The organism is Acinetobacter sp. YH12023 (assembly GCF_013420135.1).
GTDB classification, from domain to species: domain Bacteria; phylum Pseudomonadota; class Gammaproteobacteria; order Pseudomonadales; family Moraxellaceae; genus Acinetobacter; species Acinetobacter amyesii.
In genome coordinates this window covers 195,534-214,098 of record NZ_VOYU01000002.1, presented here as the reverse complement: position 1 = coordinate 214,098, position 18,565 = coordinate 195,534, and the positions used below count along the sequence as shown (strand labels likewise).

General features: G+C 43.0%; 15 protein-coding genes and 2 pseudogenes. 2 read left to right on the top strand and 15 right to left on the bottom strand.

Going from position 1 to position 18,565, the window contains the following annotated elements; genetic code table 11:
- Positions 1–18 precede the first annotated feature (18 nt).
- From FTT92_RS02600 to FTT92_RS02550, 11 genes are all read right to left on the bottom strand, one after another.
- The gene (locus FTT92_RS02600) at positions 19–810 is read right to left on the bottom strand and encodes an aspartate dehydrogenase (protein ID WP_180076850.1); all 792 of its coding nucleotides are present in this window, start codon (positions 808–810) and stop codon (positions 19–21) included.
- Between the two features lie 9 nt (positions 811–819).
- Positions 820–1,614, bottom strand: coding sequence for an SDR family oxidoreductase (locus FTT92_RS02595; RefSeq protein WP_180171348.1), 795 nt, complete (start codon positions 1,612–1,614; stop codon positions 820–822).
- A 9-nt stretch (positions 1,615–1,623) separates the two neighbouring features.
- Complete coding sequence (locus FTT92_RS02590; protein ID WP_180171347.1) at positions 1,624–2,472, bottom strand: alpha/beta fold hydrolase; 849 nt, start codon at positions 2,470–2,472, stop codon at positions 1,624–1,626.
- 17 nt (positions 2,473–2,489) lie between these two features.
- Positions 2,490–3,011, bottom strand: coding sequence for a cupin domain-containing protein (locus FTT92_RS02585; protein ID WP_180076847.1), 522 nt, complete (start codon positions 3,009–3,011; stop codon positions 2,490–2,492).
- Positions 3,012–3,177: 166 nt separating this feature from the next.
- Positions 3,178–4,401, bottom strand: coding sequence for an MFS transporter (locus tag FTT92_RS02580; protein ID WP_180101931.1), 1,224 nt, complete (start codon positions 4,399–4,401; stop codon positions 3,178–3,180).
- A 41-nt stretch (positions 4,402–4,442) separates the two neighbouring features.
- The gene (locus tag FTT92_RS02575; protein ID WP_180171346.1) at positions 4,443–5,651 is read right to left on the bottom strand and encodes an NAD(P)/FAD-dependent oxidoreductase; all 1,209 of its coding nucleotides are present in this window, start codon (positions 5,649–5,651) and stop codon (positions 4,443–4,445) included.
- A 25-nt stretch (positions 5,652–5,676) separates the two neighbouring features.
- Positions 5,677–6,606: a VOC family protein gene (locus FTT92_RS02570; RefSeq protein ID WP_180171345.1), complete on the bottom strand. Its 930-nt coding sequence runs from the start codon at positions 6,604–6,606 to the stop codon at positions 5,677–5,679.
- A 10-nt stretch (positions 6,607–6,616) separates the two neighbouring features.
- Positions 6,617–7,381: an SDR family oxidoreductase gene (locus FTT92_RS02565; RefSeq protein ID WP_180076843.1), complete on the bottom strand. Its 765-nt coding sequence runs from the start codon at positions 7,379–7,381 to the stop codon at positions 6,617–6,619.
- Positions 7,374–8,438 (bottom strand): aromatic ring-hydroxylating dioxygenase subunit alpha, encoded by a 1,065-nt coding sequence (locus tag FTT92_RS02560; protein WP_180083981.1) that lies wholly within the window; start codon positions 8,436–8,438, stop codon positions 7,374–7,376. Before FTT92_RS02560 ends, FTT92_RS02565 begins: the two co-directional genes overlap by 8 nt.
- Positions 8,439–8,453: 15 nt before the next feature.
- The gene (locus FTT92_RS02555) at positions 8,454–8,753 is read right to left on the bottom strand and encodes a recombinase-like helix-turn-helix domain-containing protein (protein ID WP_180076841.1); all 300 of its coding nucleotides are present in this window, start codon (positions 8,751–8,753) and stop codon (positions 8,454–8,456) included.
- A gap of 28 nt (positions 8,754–8,781) precedes the next feature.
- A complete protein-coding gene (locus FTT92_RS02550) occupies positions 8,782–9,087 on the bottom strand; it encodes a non-heme iron oxygenase ferredoxin subunit (RefSeq protein ID WP_078190446.1) in 306 nt (101 codons plus the stop codon).
- A 261-nt stretch (positions 9,088–9,348) separates the two neighbouring features.
- On the opposite strand from FTT92_RS02550, the gene FTT92_RS02545 reads away from it, so the two are divergent.
- Positions 9,349–10,167, top strand: coding sequence for an IclR family transcriptional regulator (locus tag FTT92_RS02545; RefSeq protein WP_180171344.1), 819 nt, complete (start codon positions 9,349–9,351; stop codon positions 10,165–10,167).
- 535 nt (positions 10,168–10,702) lie between these two features.
- Here the strand turns inward: FTT92_RS02545 and FTT92_RS02540 are convergent.
- The 4 genes and pseudogenes from FTT92_RS02540 to atzF form a co-directional block, all read right to left on the bottom strand.
- Positions 10,703–11,113: pseudogene (locus tag FTT92_RS02540) on the bottom strand (guanosine-3',5'-bis(diphosphate) 3'-pyrophosphohydrolase); the annotation flags it as partial.
- Between the two features lie 160 nt (positions 11,114–11,273).
- Positions 11,274–11,963: a GntR family transcriptional regulator gene (locus FTT92_RS02535; protein WP_180171343.1), complete on the bottom strand. Its 690-nt coding sequence runs from the start codon at positions 11,961–11,963 to the stop codon at positions 11,274–11,276.
- A gap of 2 nt (positions 11,964–11,965) precedes the next feature.
- Positions 11,966–15,565 (bottom strand): urea carboxylase, encoded by a 3,600-nt coding sequence (uca, locus tag FTT92_RS02530; protein ID WP_180171342.1) that lies wholly within the window; start codon positions 15,563–15,565, stop codon positions 11,966–11,968.
- A gap of 19 nt (positions 15,566–15,584) precedes the next feature.
- Positions 15,585–17,399: an allophanate hydrolase gene (atzF, locus tag FTT92_RS02525; RefSeq protein WP_180171403.1), complete on the bottom strand. Its 1,815-nt coding sequence runs from the start codon at positions 17,397–17,399 to the stop codon at positions 15,585–15,587.
- Positions 17,400–17,977: 578 nt separating this feature from the next.
- Between atzF and FTT92_RS02520 the strand changes: the two are divergent.
- Positions 17,978–18,388: pseudogene (locus tag FTT92_RS02520) on the top strand (Fic family protein); the annotation flags it as partial.
- Positions 18,389–18,565: the final 177 nt, after the last annotated feature.

Genomic DNA, 18,565 nt, shown 5'->3' with positions numbered 1-18,565 from the left:
GCACTCACCAAATTCCTTTTAAATCTGAATCGCATCTACGCTGTTGCGGCATGCACGGATCACGCTCAATGCTGCCAATGTTGATGTTTTGGGATTGCTCTCCAAAGGCACACCAATCATTTCAATACTCATTTGACCAAACCGCCCTTGGGCAATAATGGTATGTTTGTTTTGGTTAATATGTGGATCGACCGTTAGCTCAACCATGGTTTCATCCATGCCGATACCCGCCAATGCAATGGTGGCAGCCACGTTGGCATTGGCTGGAAAATGCAATGCCGCTTCACGCGCAGTACCGGTATAAAAAACGGTGGCTTCAGTCACTTGATCTAAATCAATGAGCTTTTCTGCATAACTGCCACGCCAACTGTTTGGACTTTTGCAGCCTTTATAAGTGACCTTTTCCAATCCACCTTCTTTGGCCGCTGAAATGCCGTCAATTCCTGCAATCGCACCTGCCAGTAAATGAATGTGTGCACCCGAATGTTCAGCGGTATTTTGCAACTCTTCAAAGAAAGCGCTGTCAGCCAAAGTGCCCACAGAGATCAGGCCAATGTTCCAGCCTTTTGCTAAAACTTTCGTGGCATGTTCTTTCACCGCAGCTTGGCCTGCCACTTCAATCACATAGTCGGGCGTGCCATCACAATCGTCGATATCGGAAATGACCTGCACATCTGCGGCAAGCGCGTCCTGTACACTGGCAATACTGCGCTCTGGTACCACCACCCATTTCAATTTAAGGTCTTTGGGCAAATGGCTGCGAACCTCATTGGCCATTGCGCCAAAACCAATCATCATCAGCTGTTTCATATGCCCACCTTATAAATGCTTGTTAAAGCCGCCAGAAACATCGATTGCGGAACCTGTGGTATATGACGCCATTGGCGATGCCAAGAAAACCAAAGCTCGCGCGGGCTCTTCAGGTTTGCCTAATCTCTCCATTGGAATACCTCGTTTTTTAGCGATATTGCCAATCCATTCTTCCCACGTTTGATTTTGATCAGAACGGGCTGCAAAACGGCGTTTCCACTGTGCAGATTCCACCATGCCCAATAGGATTGAGTTGACACGAATACCGTATTGAGAAAATTCATGCGCCAATGAATGGGTTAAATTCAACAATGCTGCACGTGCAGATGAGGTCGCTATCATGTGCGGTTCAGGCTGCAATGCTAGTAATGAATTGACATTGGTAATCGATGCACACTCTGACTGCTGCAATGCCGGCAAAAATGCGCGGATAGGATGCAGTACACTGAAATATTTCAATTCAACTTCTTGCAGCCAATCTTCATCCGCAGTATTTTCGAAGTTTGAAACACGACCTTGGCCTGCGTTATTAATTAAAATATCCACGCCACCAAATTCTTTTTGAACTTGATCTGCAAATTTTTTCACATCAACTTTATCTAAAACGTTGCAAGTTGAGGTAAAGACTTTGGCATTTGGGTACCGTGATAAAACCTGTGCTTTTGACTCATTCAAACGCTGTTCGTCACGACCACACCAAGCAACTTGTGCGCCTTCGGCTACCAAAAGCTCAACCGTTGCCAAGCCAATACCAGACGAGCCACCGGTGACTACTGCTTTTTTGCCTTCTAATTGGAAGCTCATTTTCCTATCTCACATCCGTGCGTCATGTAGCGACAATAAAATTTGGTTAAATTGCGCTGCTTGATCCAAATAACTCAAGTGGCCTGCAGCGGCAATTTCGTAGCATGGATTCAACTGAAACTGATCCGCCAATGCTTGAATATCCTGTGGAGGCGTTATGCCATCCGCCATGCCTTTAATCACATGAATATTGTACTGTTCTGGGTTTAAATAACTTTGAATCGCGTCATAGGCCAAAAGATACGATGCATCCGTAAAGCCTTCTAATTGAATGTTTTGCATCACTGTTTCAATCAGCGCTAATGCCTCTGCTGAAGCATTAGCAACCAAATGCGGCCCACGTGATTGCGCCATGCCTGATGCGCCTAAGGTCTGCAGCATTTTTGGACGCTTTTCAAAGACATCCTGCTGCTTTTGTGCATCACTACCTTTATAACCCTGCGCTGCATTGGCAAGGACCACTGCATCTACCATGTCTGGATAGCGTGCATTAAAGGCTGCTGCCTGCATTGCACCTAAAGAATGACCGACCAAAATCATTTTGTTTTGATCCGGAGCTGATCCTAAGTTCAGGCCTAATGCAGTCAACATACCTTTTAAACGCTGTGCATAATCTTCTGCATTCGGCTGTTCTGCAGCTAAAGGATCTGACTGGCCATAACCCGGTGCATCCCATGCAATCACATGAAAATGATGACTCAAATTTTGCAACTGCTTGACCCATGAACCTGAACCCGAACTGATGCCATGCAGCAAGACCAGAACTTTGCCTGCGCCTGCCTCACGGTAAGATTGCTGTACACCGTCAAACTGAACGGTTTTTAATTCAAACTGTGCCAATTGCTCAACTAAAGTCATCTCTTTTCTTCCTAAAATTAACGCTTGATTTGAGACAGAGGGTGTTCAGGCGGATAGTTCGGAATCGTCGGCTTGCCAGTACCTAGCATTACGCACATTAGGGCATCTTCACTTCCTGGGTTAAATAAGCCGCGGTAAATCCCCGGTGGAATTGAAATCAAGTCACGTTCTTTTAAGCGGGTTGAAAACTTCTCGCCTTCATGTTCGATAAAAAGATCAATTTCACCACGCAGCATAAAGAACACTTCTTCTACATCGTGATGAATATGCAACGGACCTTCGCACTGCGGTGGCAAGACCATAGTTGAAAAGGTAAAGTTTTCTGCAGGCACCGTATTTCCATCATTTGCTACACCTGTTGCACCTGTCCCCATATAACGCATTTGCGCACGACGGTATTTCGGGTCGTAATCTGCTTGAAATTTGAGTGCATCATAATCGTATTGACGCGTTTCAAAGCGAGCGATGCGTCCGCCAATCCATTCTTCTAATGTTTGACCTTCAGGCTGTTTCCAAGATTCAAATTGCTGTACAGACATGATTCTCTCCTTATTTCAGCTCACTGCGATTTCATAAAAGTGGAGCTGGATCTGATCTAAATTGTTCTTACCGTCAGCACCAGTTGCTTTAAGCGTCATGACGGTCATGTATATCGGTTAAATAAAAGTAAGGGCTAATTTCTTGGCTTTAACTTTGGCTCAAGCCTTAATAACGTTTCAGCAATGGCGCGAGGAAGAAGGAACCGATCACGGCGACTGCTGCCAAGAAGGTAATGCCAATATTGAAACTACCGGTTTGCATTACGATCGCACCAATTAATACCGGTGCCGCTGCACTGGCAAAGTTACCAAGACCATTGAAAATACCGCCTGCTGTTGCGCCTACATCTGCTGTAGTAATACGTGCTAACAGTGCAAATACTGCTGCTACACCGAAGCCCCATGCCATAGCACTTAGAGACATCGCTAGAATCACCATCACAGGATCAGTTGCAATCACCATGGCATACATGAATATCCCTGCAATCAGTAAGCCACCGCTCACTTGAATCGCACGTTTGCCCATTTTGTCCGAAAGGAATGCACCAGCGACTTCACCCACTAACATCGCAATGAATGGAAGACTTGAGTAGGCACCGAATTCTTTTAAGTTAAAGCCTTTGTCTTGAATTAAGTAAGAAGGCACCCAGCTGTTTAAACCCCAGAGGTAAGTCATCAATGCAATGTTAAAGATGCACAGTAACCAGAATGAACCGTTGCTTAGCAAAGTTTTGGTATGCGCCACATGGGTACGGAAATTTACGCGTTTACCAACACCTTCCAAATCCACTGTGCGTTTCAACTGTAAGTTACCTAGGCCATACACAATCAGTATCAATACAATGAAGGTCAATGCCCCCATGACAAAGAACGTGGTGTGCCAGTCATAGTGCGCCAAAACAAATGCAGTAATCGGAAAGCCTAGGAATGCGCCAATTGGAGTTCCGAGGAGGAACATTGTCGAAGCACGCGCTTGCTGACGGTCGGTATAGGTTTGTTTCACAATGGTATAAGCCAAAGCAAACAATGGGCCTTCAGCTAAACCGAGCAGAACGCGCAGCGTCATCATCGTAGAATAATCTGTGGTGAAACCCATCAAAAACATCAATAGGCCCCAAGACGTCACACTCCAAAACAGCATTTTTTTAGGACAAAAAATATCGCCTAAAAAGCTCAGAAACATTGACGAAAAACCGTAAGCTAGCAAAAAGCTTGTCATCAGCCAGCCTAGTTTTGCCTTGTCCTGTGCAATGCCCATCGCATCTTGAAACGTTGCATCTGAAAACAAGACAGCAATACTAATTTTGTCAAAGAAAGCCAGTACCACGCAGATCATTAAAATGATCGCTGGGGTCCAATGCTTTAATCCTGTTTTTGCATCATTATCCATGGGTAAATCCTTTCATTCATGGGCTAATATTTTTTAAACGCTTATTTCAATTTCATTAAATTAAAGTCTGGATCTTGCAATTGAGCTGGATCCAATTCGCGCTGGCTGGCCATCCATCGTTTTGCCAGTTTGATTAATTTTGAATCATTCACTGCGATCATATTCAGCAGCTGTTGATTTGCATCTAAATAGAAAAAACTGATTTGCGTTTCTGTAGTTTTACGAATCACCACCTGATGAGTTTTTTCAGGCTGATAAGTCCCTAAAATCTGAATGTTGCATTGATACTGATCTGACCATAACCAAGGTATATCCTGATAGGCTGTCATCTCACCCAACATTGATTTTGCTGCAGAAATAGCCTGATTTTGCGCATTCGCCCAAGACTGAATGCAGTAACCGAGTGATGGATGAATAGCCACATCACCTGCAGCATAGATATCTACATCTGAGGTTTGTCCATATTCATTTACCACAATGCCATCTTTAACTTCGAGTTCAGCTAAAGTAGCCAATTCTTTTGCAATTTCTGCACCTGCGCCGACCACCACACAATCAAACTGTTTTAATTTAATGTCTGCATCAAATACTTCAACATGATGATCTGCAGTTTCAATCAAATGCAATTTGGTCGCATTTAAATGAATCGCTGTACCATTGCTTTCATGCAAGTGCTTGAGAAAATCAGAGACTTCTGGGCTGACACTGCGTGCGCAAAGGCGTGAACCGTATTCAAAAATTTCGACCTGCTTGCCCTGCTTACGCGCAGTCGCAGCAATTTCTAGACCAATCCAGCCACCGCCAATCACGGCAATATGTTCTGCAGCTTTAAATTTTTCTGTCAGCTTTTGGCAGTCTTGAATATCACGCATGGTGTATACATTCTGCATGCTCGACCAAGCTGAAACAGGAATACGCGCTCGGCTTCCTGTCGCAATCAGCAATTTGTCATAAGGCAAAACTTTGCCGCTTTCCAAATGCACGGTTTTATCCGCTTTATCTAGTTTGACCGCATGATCTGGCTTGTGCCAAGTCACTGAAAAATTATTCACCTGCTCCTGAGAAAACAGATTCAAGCTTTCTACTTCTGCTTCTTGTGACAGCACTTGCTTTGACAATGGTGGACGTTCATAGAACACCTGCTCTTCATTTGAAACTACGTGAATTTCACCGTCAAAGCCTTGACCACGTAAAGTATGTACTGCCCATCCTGCAGCTTGGCCTGCACCGACAATCACTATTCTGTTCATGCTGATCTCCTTATCACCATTTACCTTAGGCAGGCTTTACTTGACGGCGGGTTTCATGGTCCAAACCACCTTCAATTGCCCATTCGGTAAATAATTCCAAGCTGTGCTCTTCTACACGCGGCTGCCATGCTTCAGTTAGGTAATCATCATTGGTGTAGTACTCAAAAGCACCGCCCAATGGTGAGTTCACATACCAAAAGTAAGCCGATGATATTGGGTGACGACCCGGACCAATAAAGGTTGACCAGTCTTGACGATTCATACTTAAACCGCCGCCAATGACTTCATGAATATCACGGACCACAAATGCGACATGGTTCAAGCCCGCTGGTTTATTCGGCACGGACAATAAGAACAAATCATGATGGAAACCTTCGCCGCGGCAGCGTAAGAATGCACCGCGCTTACGGTAAGCATCGGATAAATGGAAGCCAACTTTCTCAATATAAAATGCTTGTGTCGTTTCCAAATCTGGTGTGAAAAACACCACATGACCAATGGCTACCGGTTCTGCTTTTTCATACACAGGACTAGCTGCATTCACACGCTGTATATTGCCAAATTGGTTAATGCCTTCTGTTTTTGCTTCTGGCAATGCATGCGTTATGCTTTTTTCAAACACAATGGTCATGCCGTTAGGATCGCGGCACTGCACATGCGATGCTGAACTTGCAAAACCCGGCTCATTGGCTAAATTTGCTTTTAAACTGTCAAAATCTTGATCATTTTCAACACCCCATGTTACTTCACGTAGTGTTGAACCGGCTTCAATGGCTGGCGGTAAACGTGCATCAGAGGTATCAAAAAGATACAGTTTGCTGCCATTTTGCGTTTGATATAAATCTGTACCATCAATATCTGTTGCCACCGACTTTAAGCCAAAATCAACTAAAAATGTCTTTGCCTCTTGGCGGTTTTCGACACCAAATTTAAGGACTTCAATTCCTGTAATCATGTCTTGCTCCTTAATTAAATACGAAACCGCCATTCACAGGAATATTCTGTCCGGTCACAAAAGATGATAAATCTGAAAGCAGATAAATCGCTGTGCCGTTCACATCCTGCGGAAGTTGTTGACGCTGTATTGCTCTTCCATTCACATACAAATCATGGCGTGATTGCGGGACATATTCTGTGGCTTCGACCAGTGTTAAACCTGGGCTGATGGTATTCACACAGATATTATCTGCGCCTAACTCACTTGCCATTGAACGGGTCATCGAAATAATGGCGCCTTTACTTGCAACATAAGCCATCAGCTTTGGTGCGCCCCACAGCGCTGTATCGGAAGCAATATTGATAATTTTGCCCTGCCCTGACGCTTTTAAATGTGGTACGCAAGCTTGAGAAACCAACCAAGTGCCTTTAACATTGACAGTCATCACACGGTCCCAAAGCGCTTCGTCATAGCTCATCATATCTACACCGCCCACCCCGGTCGCCAAAGCAGCACAGTTGATCAAGCCATCCAATCCACCTAAAACACCTACGGCAATTTGTACGGCATTTTGAATCGAATTTTTATCGCTCAAATCAATCATGACAGATGAGACTTTTAAGCCATTTTTCGCCAAGCTTTGCGCTTCATCATGCACTTGATCTGCCAAGATATCAGCCATCACCACCGCAGCGCCTGCTTCAGCAGCCGCTTGGGCGAAATCAAGTCCTAGGCCGCGCGCAGCTCCGGTGACCAAGATGCGCTTGCCGGCTAAAATCTGCACATTAGCCATTTGACGCTTCCTTCATTTCAATGCGATTTTCATCTTTCACTTCACGCAGCGCTAAGATTTTTTTGATTTGCTTTTCCGCCTCTTTTTTCATGAGGCGGCGTAAGCGCGATAAGCCCACATCATGCTGATAAAGGAATTCGTGTTGACGCGCATTGGGCGCCATGTTTTCTAAGATAATGCGGTCTTGTTCCAGTACATCCCAGTGCAATTGCTCAAGATGGTTACGGTACAAGAAGCGCCATACATTACGCTGCCAGCCAGAGACTTTACGGCAGCGCCAGAAAAATACGCGCGTGTTGTCGGCATCAATTGGAGTTGCAAAACCGACAATCCAAAACTCACCACCCGGACCAAAAGACTTACGGTAAGGAATCGATAAACGTAACCATGCCGCCCCCGTTTGACCATATTCAACCCAGTCAAAGTTCACACCAGTTTGACCTTCTTTTTCAAAGACGAAACCATCTTGGGTTGCGCGGTGCTTCATTTCAGCTGTACGTTCACCTTCCGCCATCGAGTGCGATGTACAATGCAGGTATGTGCCGTGCATCGGGTCCATCACGTTATCAATGGCATATTGATGATTCACTTTCCAATCTGCCATACATAGGAATGAGCTCCACTCATCACTTGACAGCTGATCGGGTAAGTTAAGTTCTGCAGGCGCTTCACTAGCATCAAGACCAAACCAAATGAAGATCGCATCATTCATTTCTTTGACTTGATATGATTTTACACAGTCGCTGCCTTTGAGCGGGCAATCATTTACTGCTGGCACATCTTCCACCACGCCGTCATGACGTACTTCTACACCGTGATACCAACAAGCAACGCGGTTACCCAAATTCCAGCCAAGCGATAAACGTGCGCCTCGGTGCGGACAGCGGTCTTCTAGTGCATGTACAGCGCCTAGCTCATCGCGCCATACCACAATATTTTCGCCTAAACGGGTAATCCCAACAGGATTTGAACCTACTTCCCAGCTTGCCAAGACTGGATACCATTGATCACGCAGACCAAGATCCAAATATTGTTCTAAATTAATTTCTGCAGTCATGATGAAATCCTTTTCTTAATAGCCTAGACGCTGCATTTCTTTCGAGAAGCTCTCAGTGGTCCAAACCTCTCCTGCTACTGTTCTAAACCCTTGCTGATTCAGTGCATCGGTTAATGCATCCAGTTCTGTCACATCGTTATTGAAGGCTTGAATTAAATGCTGCACAAAATCCAATTCATATTGGCTCGGCGCGCGGCTGCGGTTTTGCCAAACCAAATGTTCAACCTGACCCGGAATTTGAATATTGTTAATGCCTGCGTCATTCGAAGGCGTTGCGTTAATCCATTTAGCTAGCTTTTCGTTAAATGCTTTCATGTGAATATTTCCTTTTCTTCCTTCAGCCTTAGAGTTGAATTTGAACTTCACCGTTTTCAACACGTACTGGGTAAGTACATAAATCTCTGCAACCAGGGCCACTTTCCAAAGCCCCTGTTTCCAAGTTGAAAATCGCTTCATGCAGTGGGCACTCGACTGTCAGTCCTTCAATGAAACCTTCAGTAAGTAAAGCAAATGCATGTGGGCAGACGTTTTCAACCGCGAAATAATTTTCTTCGATAAGAAAGACACCGATCTTTTTGTCTTCGACTTCAACCGCTTTTGGCTCTTCATCAGCGACTTCATTCACTTTGCAAACAGATATCCAGTTCATATGCTCATCTTCCATGTTTTATATGCAAAACAATATTTAATATTTGAAACATTATGAATAGAATAATGCGTGAGCAATTTAATTGTCAATTTTTATAAATTTATATATTTCATCAAGATAGTTAAAAAACACATTTTGCAATGTTTTATTTACAAATAAATGTTTTATATATAAACATTGCGATCTGATTTTTAGGCCGCTAAAATAGCCCCAATAGGTTATTTATTTTTATATAAACTTGATCAAAGATGAGCTTGGCAAATGAATTCAATTAATAACGATGCCTCTTTAGAGAAAGAAACTGAATCTTCCAATGACGAGCGCTATTTAGTCCCAGGCTTAATTCGTGGCTTGGCCATTTTAAAATTATTCGATCAACATCATCAGGAAATGACCATTTCTGAAATCGCGGAAAAAATTGATGTAAACCGTTCCAGTGCTTTTCGTTTAATTCACACCTTGGAGCACTGCGGCTACCTGCGAAAAATGTCGCAAAAAACCTATGCGCTCAACAGCAATGTGATGGAACTGGGCTTTAACAGCTTATCTAAATCATCACTGACCGATTTGGCTGCGCCGATCATGCGCGAACTGCGTGACCGAATTAAAATTGCGGTGCATTTATCGGTCTTAGAAGGCACAGATATTGTTTTCGTCAGCAATGTTCAGTCCAATGGTCCATTTACCAGTACCGTGCATATCGGCACACGCTGGCCTGCACATGCAACGGTGATTGGTCAATTGATTTTGTCGCAACTTTCGGAAGCTGAAGTCATCAAGCGTTATGAAAATATTCAAGATTGGAAAATATTTTCGGAACGTACACCGCGTAATATTGAGGCTTTATTAGAACGACTGCGTGAAGTACGCAATCAGCCATTTATGGTGAGCTGGGGACATTTCAATACAGATATGGCCGCTTGTGCTGCGCCTATATATAGTCAGGCAAGTGGGAAAATGAGCGCTATTTTGTCGGTCAGTTGCCCTTTGAGTACTTATACAGAAGATCAATTCCGTGGAGAAGTTGCCAATACCGTCATAGAATGTGCCGATAAAATTTCAAAATTCATTTACGTCTAAATGGATGGAATCACTTTAAACATCTCGAAATCAAGCATTTTGAGATGTTCTTAAATGACGCTCAGTAGCTCAATATTTAGATAAAATTCATCAATCACTTGTGACTTCTCTTGACGCACTTGCACTTTATGTACGACCCCTACAATCTACCCAATCAGCCTTCAATTTCCACGCGATAAAAATGATTTTGCATAAAGATGCCAAACATAGAAGCAAATAATTGCCGATCTTGTTCAGCTTGAAAGATGCCCCCGAAATAGTCCCGATCTGTGGTTAAAATTAAATCTAAGAATGTTGCCTGCTTGGGAACGGCACCCTTTCTTTGGCAATATGCAAAATATGCACTGACATCTTCAAATAAAATCCACCACTCCTGTGGACTTCCAATCTGAACGCCACCTAATGAATGCTCTAGATCAAACATCGCATTAAGCAGATATTGAAAATTTTGCTTTGAACTTTGAAATTGAAATCTCGGATAATCTGTTGTTAGATTTAAATCGATCAGATGTAAATGGACGCTCCGAGCACGCTCTAATCTACTTTTAACTTTTAAATATTGTTGATAACGACGTCGATCTTTTGCTGTGACCGTTGTTAGGCGGGATAAATCCATATTGTCATACAAATCACTGAGTTTTACTTCACAAGCAATTGCATTTTTAGCAGTACGCTGCGCAGCTTGAAATCGGTTCTCACCTGCTGCTTTTGTCAGTGCCTGTATCGCATCAATAATATGCGCTTGAAAACCCATAGCGCGAAGCTCATCCGTCGTTGTCTCTGTATCTTCTAAAATGTCATGTAATACAGCAACGATTTTAGCATCGGGATGTTGCACATTTTGCATCACACGAAGTGGATGTTGAATATAGGCTTGTCCCGCTTTATCGACTTGTCCGAAATGGCGTTCAGTCACCAAAGAAATCGCGTTTTCTAAAGTTGAAATAAAGAATCTCCCCTTCGTGGTCTTTTTTTATTTTTCTCCATCATATTAACCAATGAATACAGATATTTGTAGCTCTAAGCGCTACTCGAACGACACAGATTGACTCGATAAAATGCATGTTTTCCAAGACTTCCGTAAGGTAGATCTTTTGCAAATACTTCTATGCCATTCGCGCCAACATTTCCAAAGTAATTTTTTTCACCTCTTCTTTACTTTGCTGAATATGGCTGCGCATTTTCTCCAATGCCGCTGTCACATTATGTCCAAGGATCAATTGTAAAATCTGTTGATGCTCTGCATAAGTGGCTTCAATTCGATAATCTTTAGAAAAATCTAAGCGACGAATAATACGAATTTTTTCACTCACATCCCGATGCACCTTTGCCATTTCACTATTACCGATTGCTTCAAGCAATTGGCAGTGAAATGCTTCATCTTGCATCGCTAAAGCTTTTAAATCATGCAAAAACTGCTCAGGCGGAATACACCACACATTTACTAAGTCCTGTAAAGCCTGTTTGAGTTGTTCTGGTTCCATTTTGCAGAGCTGCTCAATGGCATAGCATTCCAGCAAAATCCGTAAATCATAGAGTTCTTCATAAGCTTTAAAGTTCAGCGGCTTCACCTCCCAACCGCTACGAAAATGTACTCTTACATAGCCATCTTGCTGTAAACGGTATAAAGCCTGACGTACGGGTGTACGGCTCACTTCATACAACTCGGCAATTTCAGATTCGGTAAAACGTGCGCCCGGTTTGAGCTGGAAATCAAAAATATCGTTTTTTATTTTTTGGAAAACCAGCTCAGACAAGTTGTCTGAGCTTTTCCCAACAATGGTGGTTGTGGTCATGTTTATTCCATATAAACCAGCGGCTCACCGCTATGTACCGTTTGTCCTGCACGGCAGATAATCGCTTTCACGATACCATCATCATCGGCATAGACTGGAAGCTCCATTTTCATCGCTTCAATAATGGCTACAGTCTCACCTTTCTTCACAGACTGTCCCGCTTCGACAAAAATTTTCCAAATGTTGCCGGTCATCGATGCATTCAAGGCTGCATACTGGCTATAGTCGGTATCATCTTGCAGGATTTCCATTTCCGCAGGCGCATCAAACTCATCTTTCCAGCGTTCAACTTCAGTTGTAAATGCCTGCTGCTGCTGTGCTTTAAATTCGGCAATACTGTTCTTCTCTGTTTCCAAAAAGGCTTGATAGGCTGCAAAATCAAATTCAGTTTCTTCAATTTTGATTTCCGCCACACCATTGGCAAAGTCAGCACGGAATTGATCCAGTTCAGCTTCGGTTACTTCATAATATTTAATTTGATCAAAGAAGCGTAAGAACCATTGCTGATCGCCAAACTGTTTGTTCTTTTTAAACTTATTCCAAATAGGCAGTGTACGGCCAATCAATTGATAACCGCCTGGTGAGTCCATGCCATAGATACACATGTACATACCGCCAATACCCACTGTGCCTTCTGCAGTAAAAGTACGTGCAGGGTTATATTTCGAGCTGAGCAAACGATGACGCGGATCAATTGGCACTGCACAAGGTGCAGTTAAATACACATCGCCCAAACCTAAAATTAAATAATTTGCATCAAAAAGAATGTCTTTGACTTGCTCACGACTGTCTAAGCCATTAATGCGCTGAATGAAATCGACGTTATTTGGCAACCACGGCGCTTTGGCACAGACACTTTCTTGATAACGTTCCACAGCACCTAAAGTGGCCGAGTCCTCAAATGCCATCGGCAAGTGAATAATACGGGATGGAATTTTGATTTGGCTCAAATCCCCCATCTTATTTTCCAGCCCCAATAAGAATTGAATCAAATTCGCTTGGCTGAAACGCAATCCATCATATTTAATTTGCAGTGAACGCACACCCGGAGAAAGCTCTAAAATGCCATCAATGTTCGCTTCACGAATGAGCTGCATCAGTCGATAAACACGTAAGCGTAATGCAAGATCGAGGACATTTTCGCCATATTCCAACAAGATATAACTGTCACCTGCCTGACGATAGACCGCTTTTGGCGCATGTGCATCCGCTTCACGCACTGCCAATATCCCTTCTGGCTTGCATTCAAAATTTGCCACCGCTGACTTTTCAGGTGCTTGAGCAAAGTTTTGGATATCGGCAATTTGCTGAACTTCCAATGCATTGGCTTGTTCAACACTCATCGGATAGAAACTAATGCTGTCATCTGCCTTCAGTTGACCAATTTTCCAAAGTTCAGCTTTGGCAATCGTCACTGGGCAAACAAAGCCACCGAGGCTTGGGCCATCTTTAGCCAAAATCACAGGAAAATCACCAGTGAAGTTAATCGCCCCAATGGCATATTCACAGTCATGCACATTGGATGGATGCAAACCTGCTTCACCACCATTTTCACGTGCCCAGCTTGGTGTCGGGCCTGTTAAGCGAATGCCTAAACGGTTTGAGTTAAAGTGTACATTCCATGTTGAAGCAAAAAATTCTTCAATATATTCAGGTTTAAAGAAATCTGGTGCACCATGCGGGCCATAGAGCACACCAATTTTCCATTCTTTGCCATAGCTTGGAATACGTTCTGCTGCCAAAGCTTGCGGTGCTGCTGTTGCAATTTCCAATCCATCTAAAGGCAGACTTGGATTGACCATTTTAATCATGTCACCTGCACGCAGCACTCGCCCTGCATGACCGCCAAAATTACCCAATGCAAAGGTTGAGCGGCTGCCTAGATATTCAGGTACATTTAGCCCGTTACGGATCGCAAGATAAGTACGGCAACCCGACTCAACTTGTCCAAGTACTAATGTTTGCCCTGCTTTGATGCTGATCGGTTGCCAAAAATCGACATTCACACCATCTAGAGTCGCGCTACATGGCGCACCTGCAAGGGCTACAATGTTGTCTGCATGAAATTTTAGACTCGGCCCTTGTAAGGTAAACTCAAAGCCTGCTGCCGATTTTGGATTACCGACAATTTGATTGGCTAACTGAAATGCATAATCATCCATCGGGCCTGATGGCGGTACGCCGATATCCCAATAGCCCACACGCCCCGGATAATCTTGAATCGAACTTTGCGTGCCCGGTTGCAGCACTTCAATTACATTTGGCACATATTTAAAATCATCCAGCAGACGTGTCCAGATTTGCATATTTTCAAAGCGTGCATCTGAAACTACGGTATGTGCATAGTCTAAGTTGGTGCTGATGCCATTCAAGCGGGTTTCCGCCAAGGCTATTTTTAACTTAGCAATCGCACTGTCTCGGTCTGCCGCATGCACAATAATTTTGGCAATCATCGGGTCAAAATATTGTGAAATTTCTGTGCCTGTAGATACCCACGTATCCACACGGATGTCTTCAGGGAAATATACATCCGTGAGTACACCAGGACTTGGCTGGAAGTTTTTCACTGGATCTTCTGCATAAATTCGCACTTCAATGGCAGCGCCATTGGGCTGAATATTGCTGAGTTTTTCCCAATCTAAAGCATCACCTGCCGCCACTTTCAGCATGCATTCAATCAGGTCTAAGCCCGTCACCATTTCAGTGACTGGGTGTTCAACCTGCAAACGGGTATTCACTTCAAGGAAATACACTTCATCACGGGCAGCATCATAGATAAACTCAACCGTACCTGCGCTGCGGTATTTCACCAATTGACCAAGCTCTACAGCAGCATGGTGCAATTTTTGACGTGTTGCTTCTGGTAAGTGCACTGCAGGTGTTTCCTCAACGACTTTTTGGTTACGGCGCTGCAATGAACAATCGCGCTCCCCAAAAGCAACGACTTGACCTAAACCATCACCAAAAATTTGTACTTCTACGTGACGGGCTTTATCGACAAAACGTTCGAGGAAAACACCCGCATCTTTAAAGAATTGCTCGCCTAGACGCTTTACACTTTCATACGCATCTTTTAATGATTGTTCATCATCACAGCGCGTTAAACCAATACCGCCACCGCCAGCGGTGCTTTTCAGCATGACGGGATAGCCAATCTCTGCCGCAGATGCGAGTGCTTCATCTAAACTTGCCAATAAACCTGTGCCCGGTGTCATGGGCACATTGGCTGCCGCAGCCAATTCACGCGCACGATGCTTCAAACCAAATTCTAAAATTTGTTCAGCCGTTGGCCCCATAAAGGCGATACCATTTTCCTCACATGCACGGGCAAAGTCAGCACTCTCAGATAGAAAACCATAACCGGGAAATATTGCTTCAGCGCCAGTTTGTTTGGCTGCTTGAATCAATTTTTCAATACTTAAATAAGTCTCTGCAGGTTTGATGCCCTCAAGTGAAACCGCCACATCTGCATCTAAGACATGTTGTGCATAACGGTCTGTCTCTGAATATACGGCAACCGACTGAACACCGAGTTTCTTTAATGTACGAATCGCACGAACAGCAATTTCACCACGGTTTGCAATTAAAACTGTTTTAAACATGATTATTTCCCCGAATTTTTTAATTTGATTTTGCTGTTGTTGCTTGCAGTGATTGGATATAGGCGCGCCAGCCGCCAAATTCACTGATATTTTTTGCACCGTTTAGGCCATAAGGTTCACAAATAAAGCCTTTCACCCAACGTCCATCGGCAAGCTTGACATTGCCCATCCCTAGTGGTGTTGGAATTTCAGCAACAAATTCACCAAAGCGTGCTTTTGGAATATCCCAAAGCTCGACAATAATTTTTTGACCCGATTCCTGACGTGCTAAACCTGGTTTTGGCGGTACTGTGCCCGGCAGTGCATAGAGGGCATAATCAGCAGAAGTGGTTGTGGTTTCGACATGCACGGCTTGACGTGTTGTCAGTTGGAAATTGAGTGGCATACCTGTGAGATGTGCGCCTACCACTGCAACTCGAAAATGCTGTGCAGATGGTGCAGAAATGACTGAAGCTACTTCAGGCAATGTTTTAGCTACTGCACCGAGTGGTAATTTCAGATGGTTTTGCCATTTTTCTGCAAAGTCAGCTAAAGCCATATCATGCCAAGCAGGCGCAATGAATGTGATACCAAATGGCAAGCTGTCGGCTCGAAAGCCTGCAGGAACAGCGATGGCACTCAGGTCAGCCAAATTGGTGAAGTTGGTATAGGTACCAAAGTGGCTATTATTATCAATTGGCGATTCAGCCATTTCTGCAAGTGTGTGTATGGTTGGCGAGCTTGGCACCACTAAGGCATCAAATTGCGCTAAGGTTTGCTGAATGTCTCGAGCCAATTCTTGCTTTAAATATTCGGCGTTATAAGCATCAACCGCAGTGTACTGCTGGCCTTTTTGAATAATTTCTAAAACTGTTGGATCAAAATCTTGTACCGATGTTTCTAATAAGTCTGCAACTGCAGCAGTACGCTCTGCAACCCATGACCCTTGGTAAAGTTGGCTCGCCAATTGACTAAAAGCACTGAAATCAATTTCAGTCAGTTCTGCACCTAAGTTTTTTAATTCAATTAATGCTTGCTGAAATGCAACAGCAGATTGAGCATCGCCAAAAAAATCTAATTGTTTTGGAATGGCTAATTTTAATTGTGCGCTGAACTTTGCAGGCGCTGTAGCAGGATTCACACGTGAATAACTGTCGGTTACATCAAAACCTTCCATAACTTCTGCCACTGCAGTTGCATCAGCGACGGTTAAGGCAAAAATTGAAATGCAATCTAAGCTTTTACAAGCAGGCAATAAGCCTGTATTTGAAAAGCGACCTTTGGTTGGCTTTAAACCAACAATATTATTAAATGCTGCGGGTATACGCCCTGAGCCTGCTGTATCTGTACCAAGCGCAATCGGGACTAAACCACGCGCCACCACACTGCCTGAACCTGAACTTGAACCACCGCTTACAAAGTCAGAATTAAAAGTATTCGGCACAGCACCAAATGGCGAACGTGTACCCACTAAACCAGTAGCGAATTGATCTAAATTGGTTTTGCCTACAATAATCGCACCCGCTTGTTTTAAGCGTTGCACCACATAGGCATCTTCAGTTTTTATGTCCGTAAATAATTTAAACGCAGCCGTTGACGCAAAGCCCACCACATCAATATTGTCTTTCACTGCAATAGGCACACCAAATAAAGGTAAGGCCGCAGCATTTTTGATTTGTTTTAAAGCGTCAATCTGCGCAGTTAATTGCTCTATAGAGGCAATGGAAATCCATGCTGGATCTGCATGATCAAATTGCTCGACCAAGGCATATAATTCTTCCAATTGAATTGTGTTATTCGCGTAGCCCGCTTTCCATTCTTCTAAAGTCCAGCCTAAAGTTTTTATTGGGTTCATTGATGTGCTCATTCTTGTATCCAAGTTTGAATACTGTATTGCACACATCATGCCAAAATTAATTTTTTGTTATTTTTTAGTATGTTAATACTAAAGCACCAATCGTTTTCCTATTTTATTTAGGCAATACAAAGCGATAAGTGTTCTATTAAGTTTCCAAGCTCCACTATTTTGGTGCATGACTTTTATAATCGTGTTTTCAATAGATTCTTTTGATTTAGATGCAGATATAAATACAGTGAAATTACTATTGCCACTATTTATAAGCTTTCAATTTAGATGTTTTGTATGACTTTGAAATTAGAATAAAAAGAACTGAGAAATATTTTGAATTTTATATATAGAAAAAGATACATCAATGATGGCTAAAGCAATATTGGGCTTTGAGATTGATCGGGTTGAATAGAAAAGTAGTAATAAAAAAAAAGCTATTGATTCGCAAAATTTAGTTAAACAGTCAAAACTAAAAAATGGTGCGCTCAGCGCGCACCGTAAATACAATTTAACTAATTGTTTATTATAAATATTTAAACCCAACCCACATCATTGTACCGCAAAAAATACCGTAAAAATTCAGCATTCTAAAAAATATTGATGATGGCAATGTAGGTCATTACCACCAACGAAATATATTGATTTCAGGTGCTACGACTACCCCACCTGACTATACATTGTTGAATGACAAAATGGCTCAACTAGTCGGTTGGTACAAGTCGGAAGCGCATCAGCGTCATCCTATTGAACGTGCAGCTAAAGTACACCTGGATTTTTTATTGATGGTAATAGACGCACATCACGTCTATTGATGAACCTTAAGTTGCTGAAATCTGGATATCCACCTTGCGTTATTACAGTTGAAAAATCGCGTGGCTTACTATGAAGCTTTGGATCAGTGGATGGCTTATGACAAAACTGAAGCTTTTATCCAATTGATTTCTGAAGCAGTGATCGAAGGATTTAAACCATATCAGATAATTTTAGGAATTTAGAGTTACTCCCATTTATATATTTCTTTATTTGTACTGCTGCTTAGGACATTTTATTTATTAGAGCCTTGTTGCCTAATGCTGTTATCAAAAAATTGTTCAGCGATATAATTTCAGAATGAAGAAGCCTACACATAGAATCTATCATACAAAGAATTGACCTTACCACAAACCTAATTT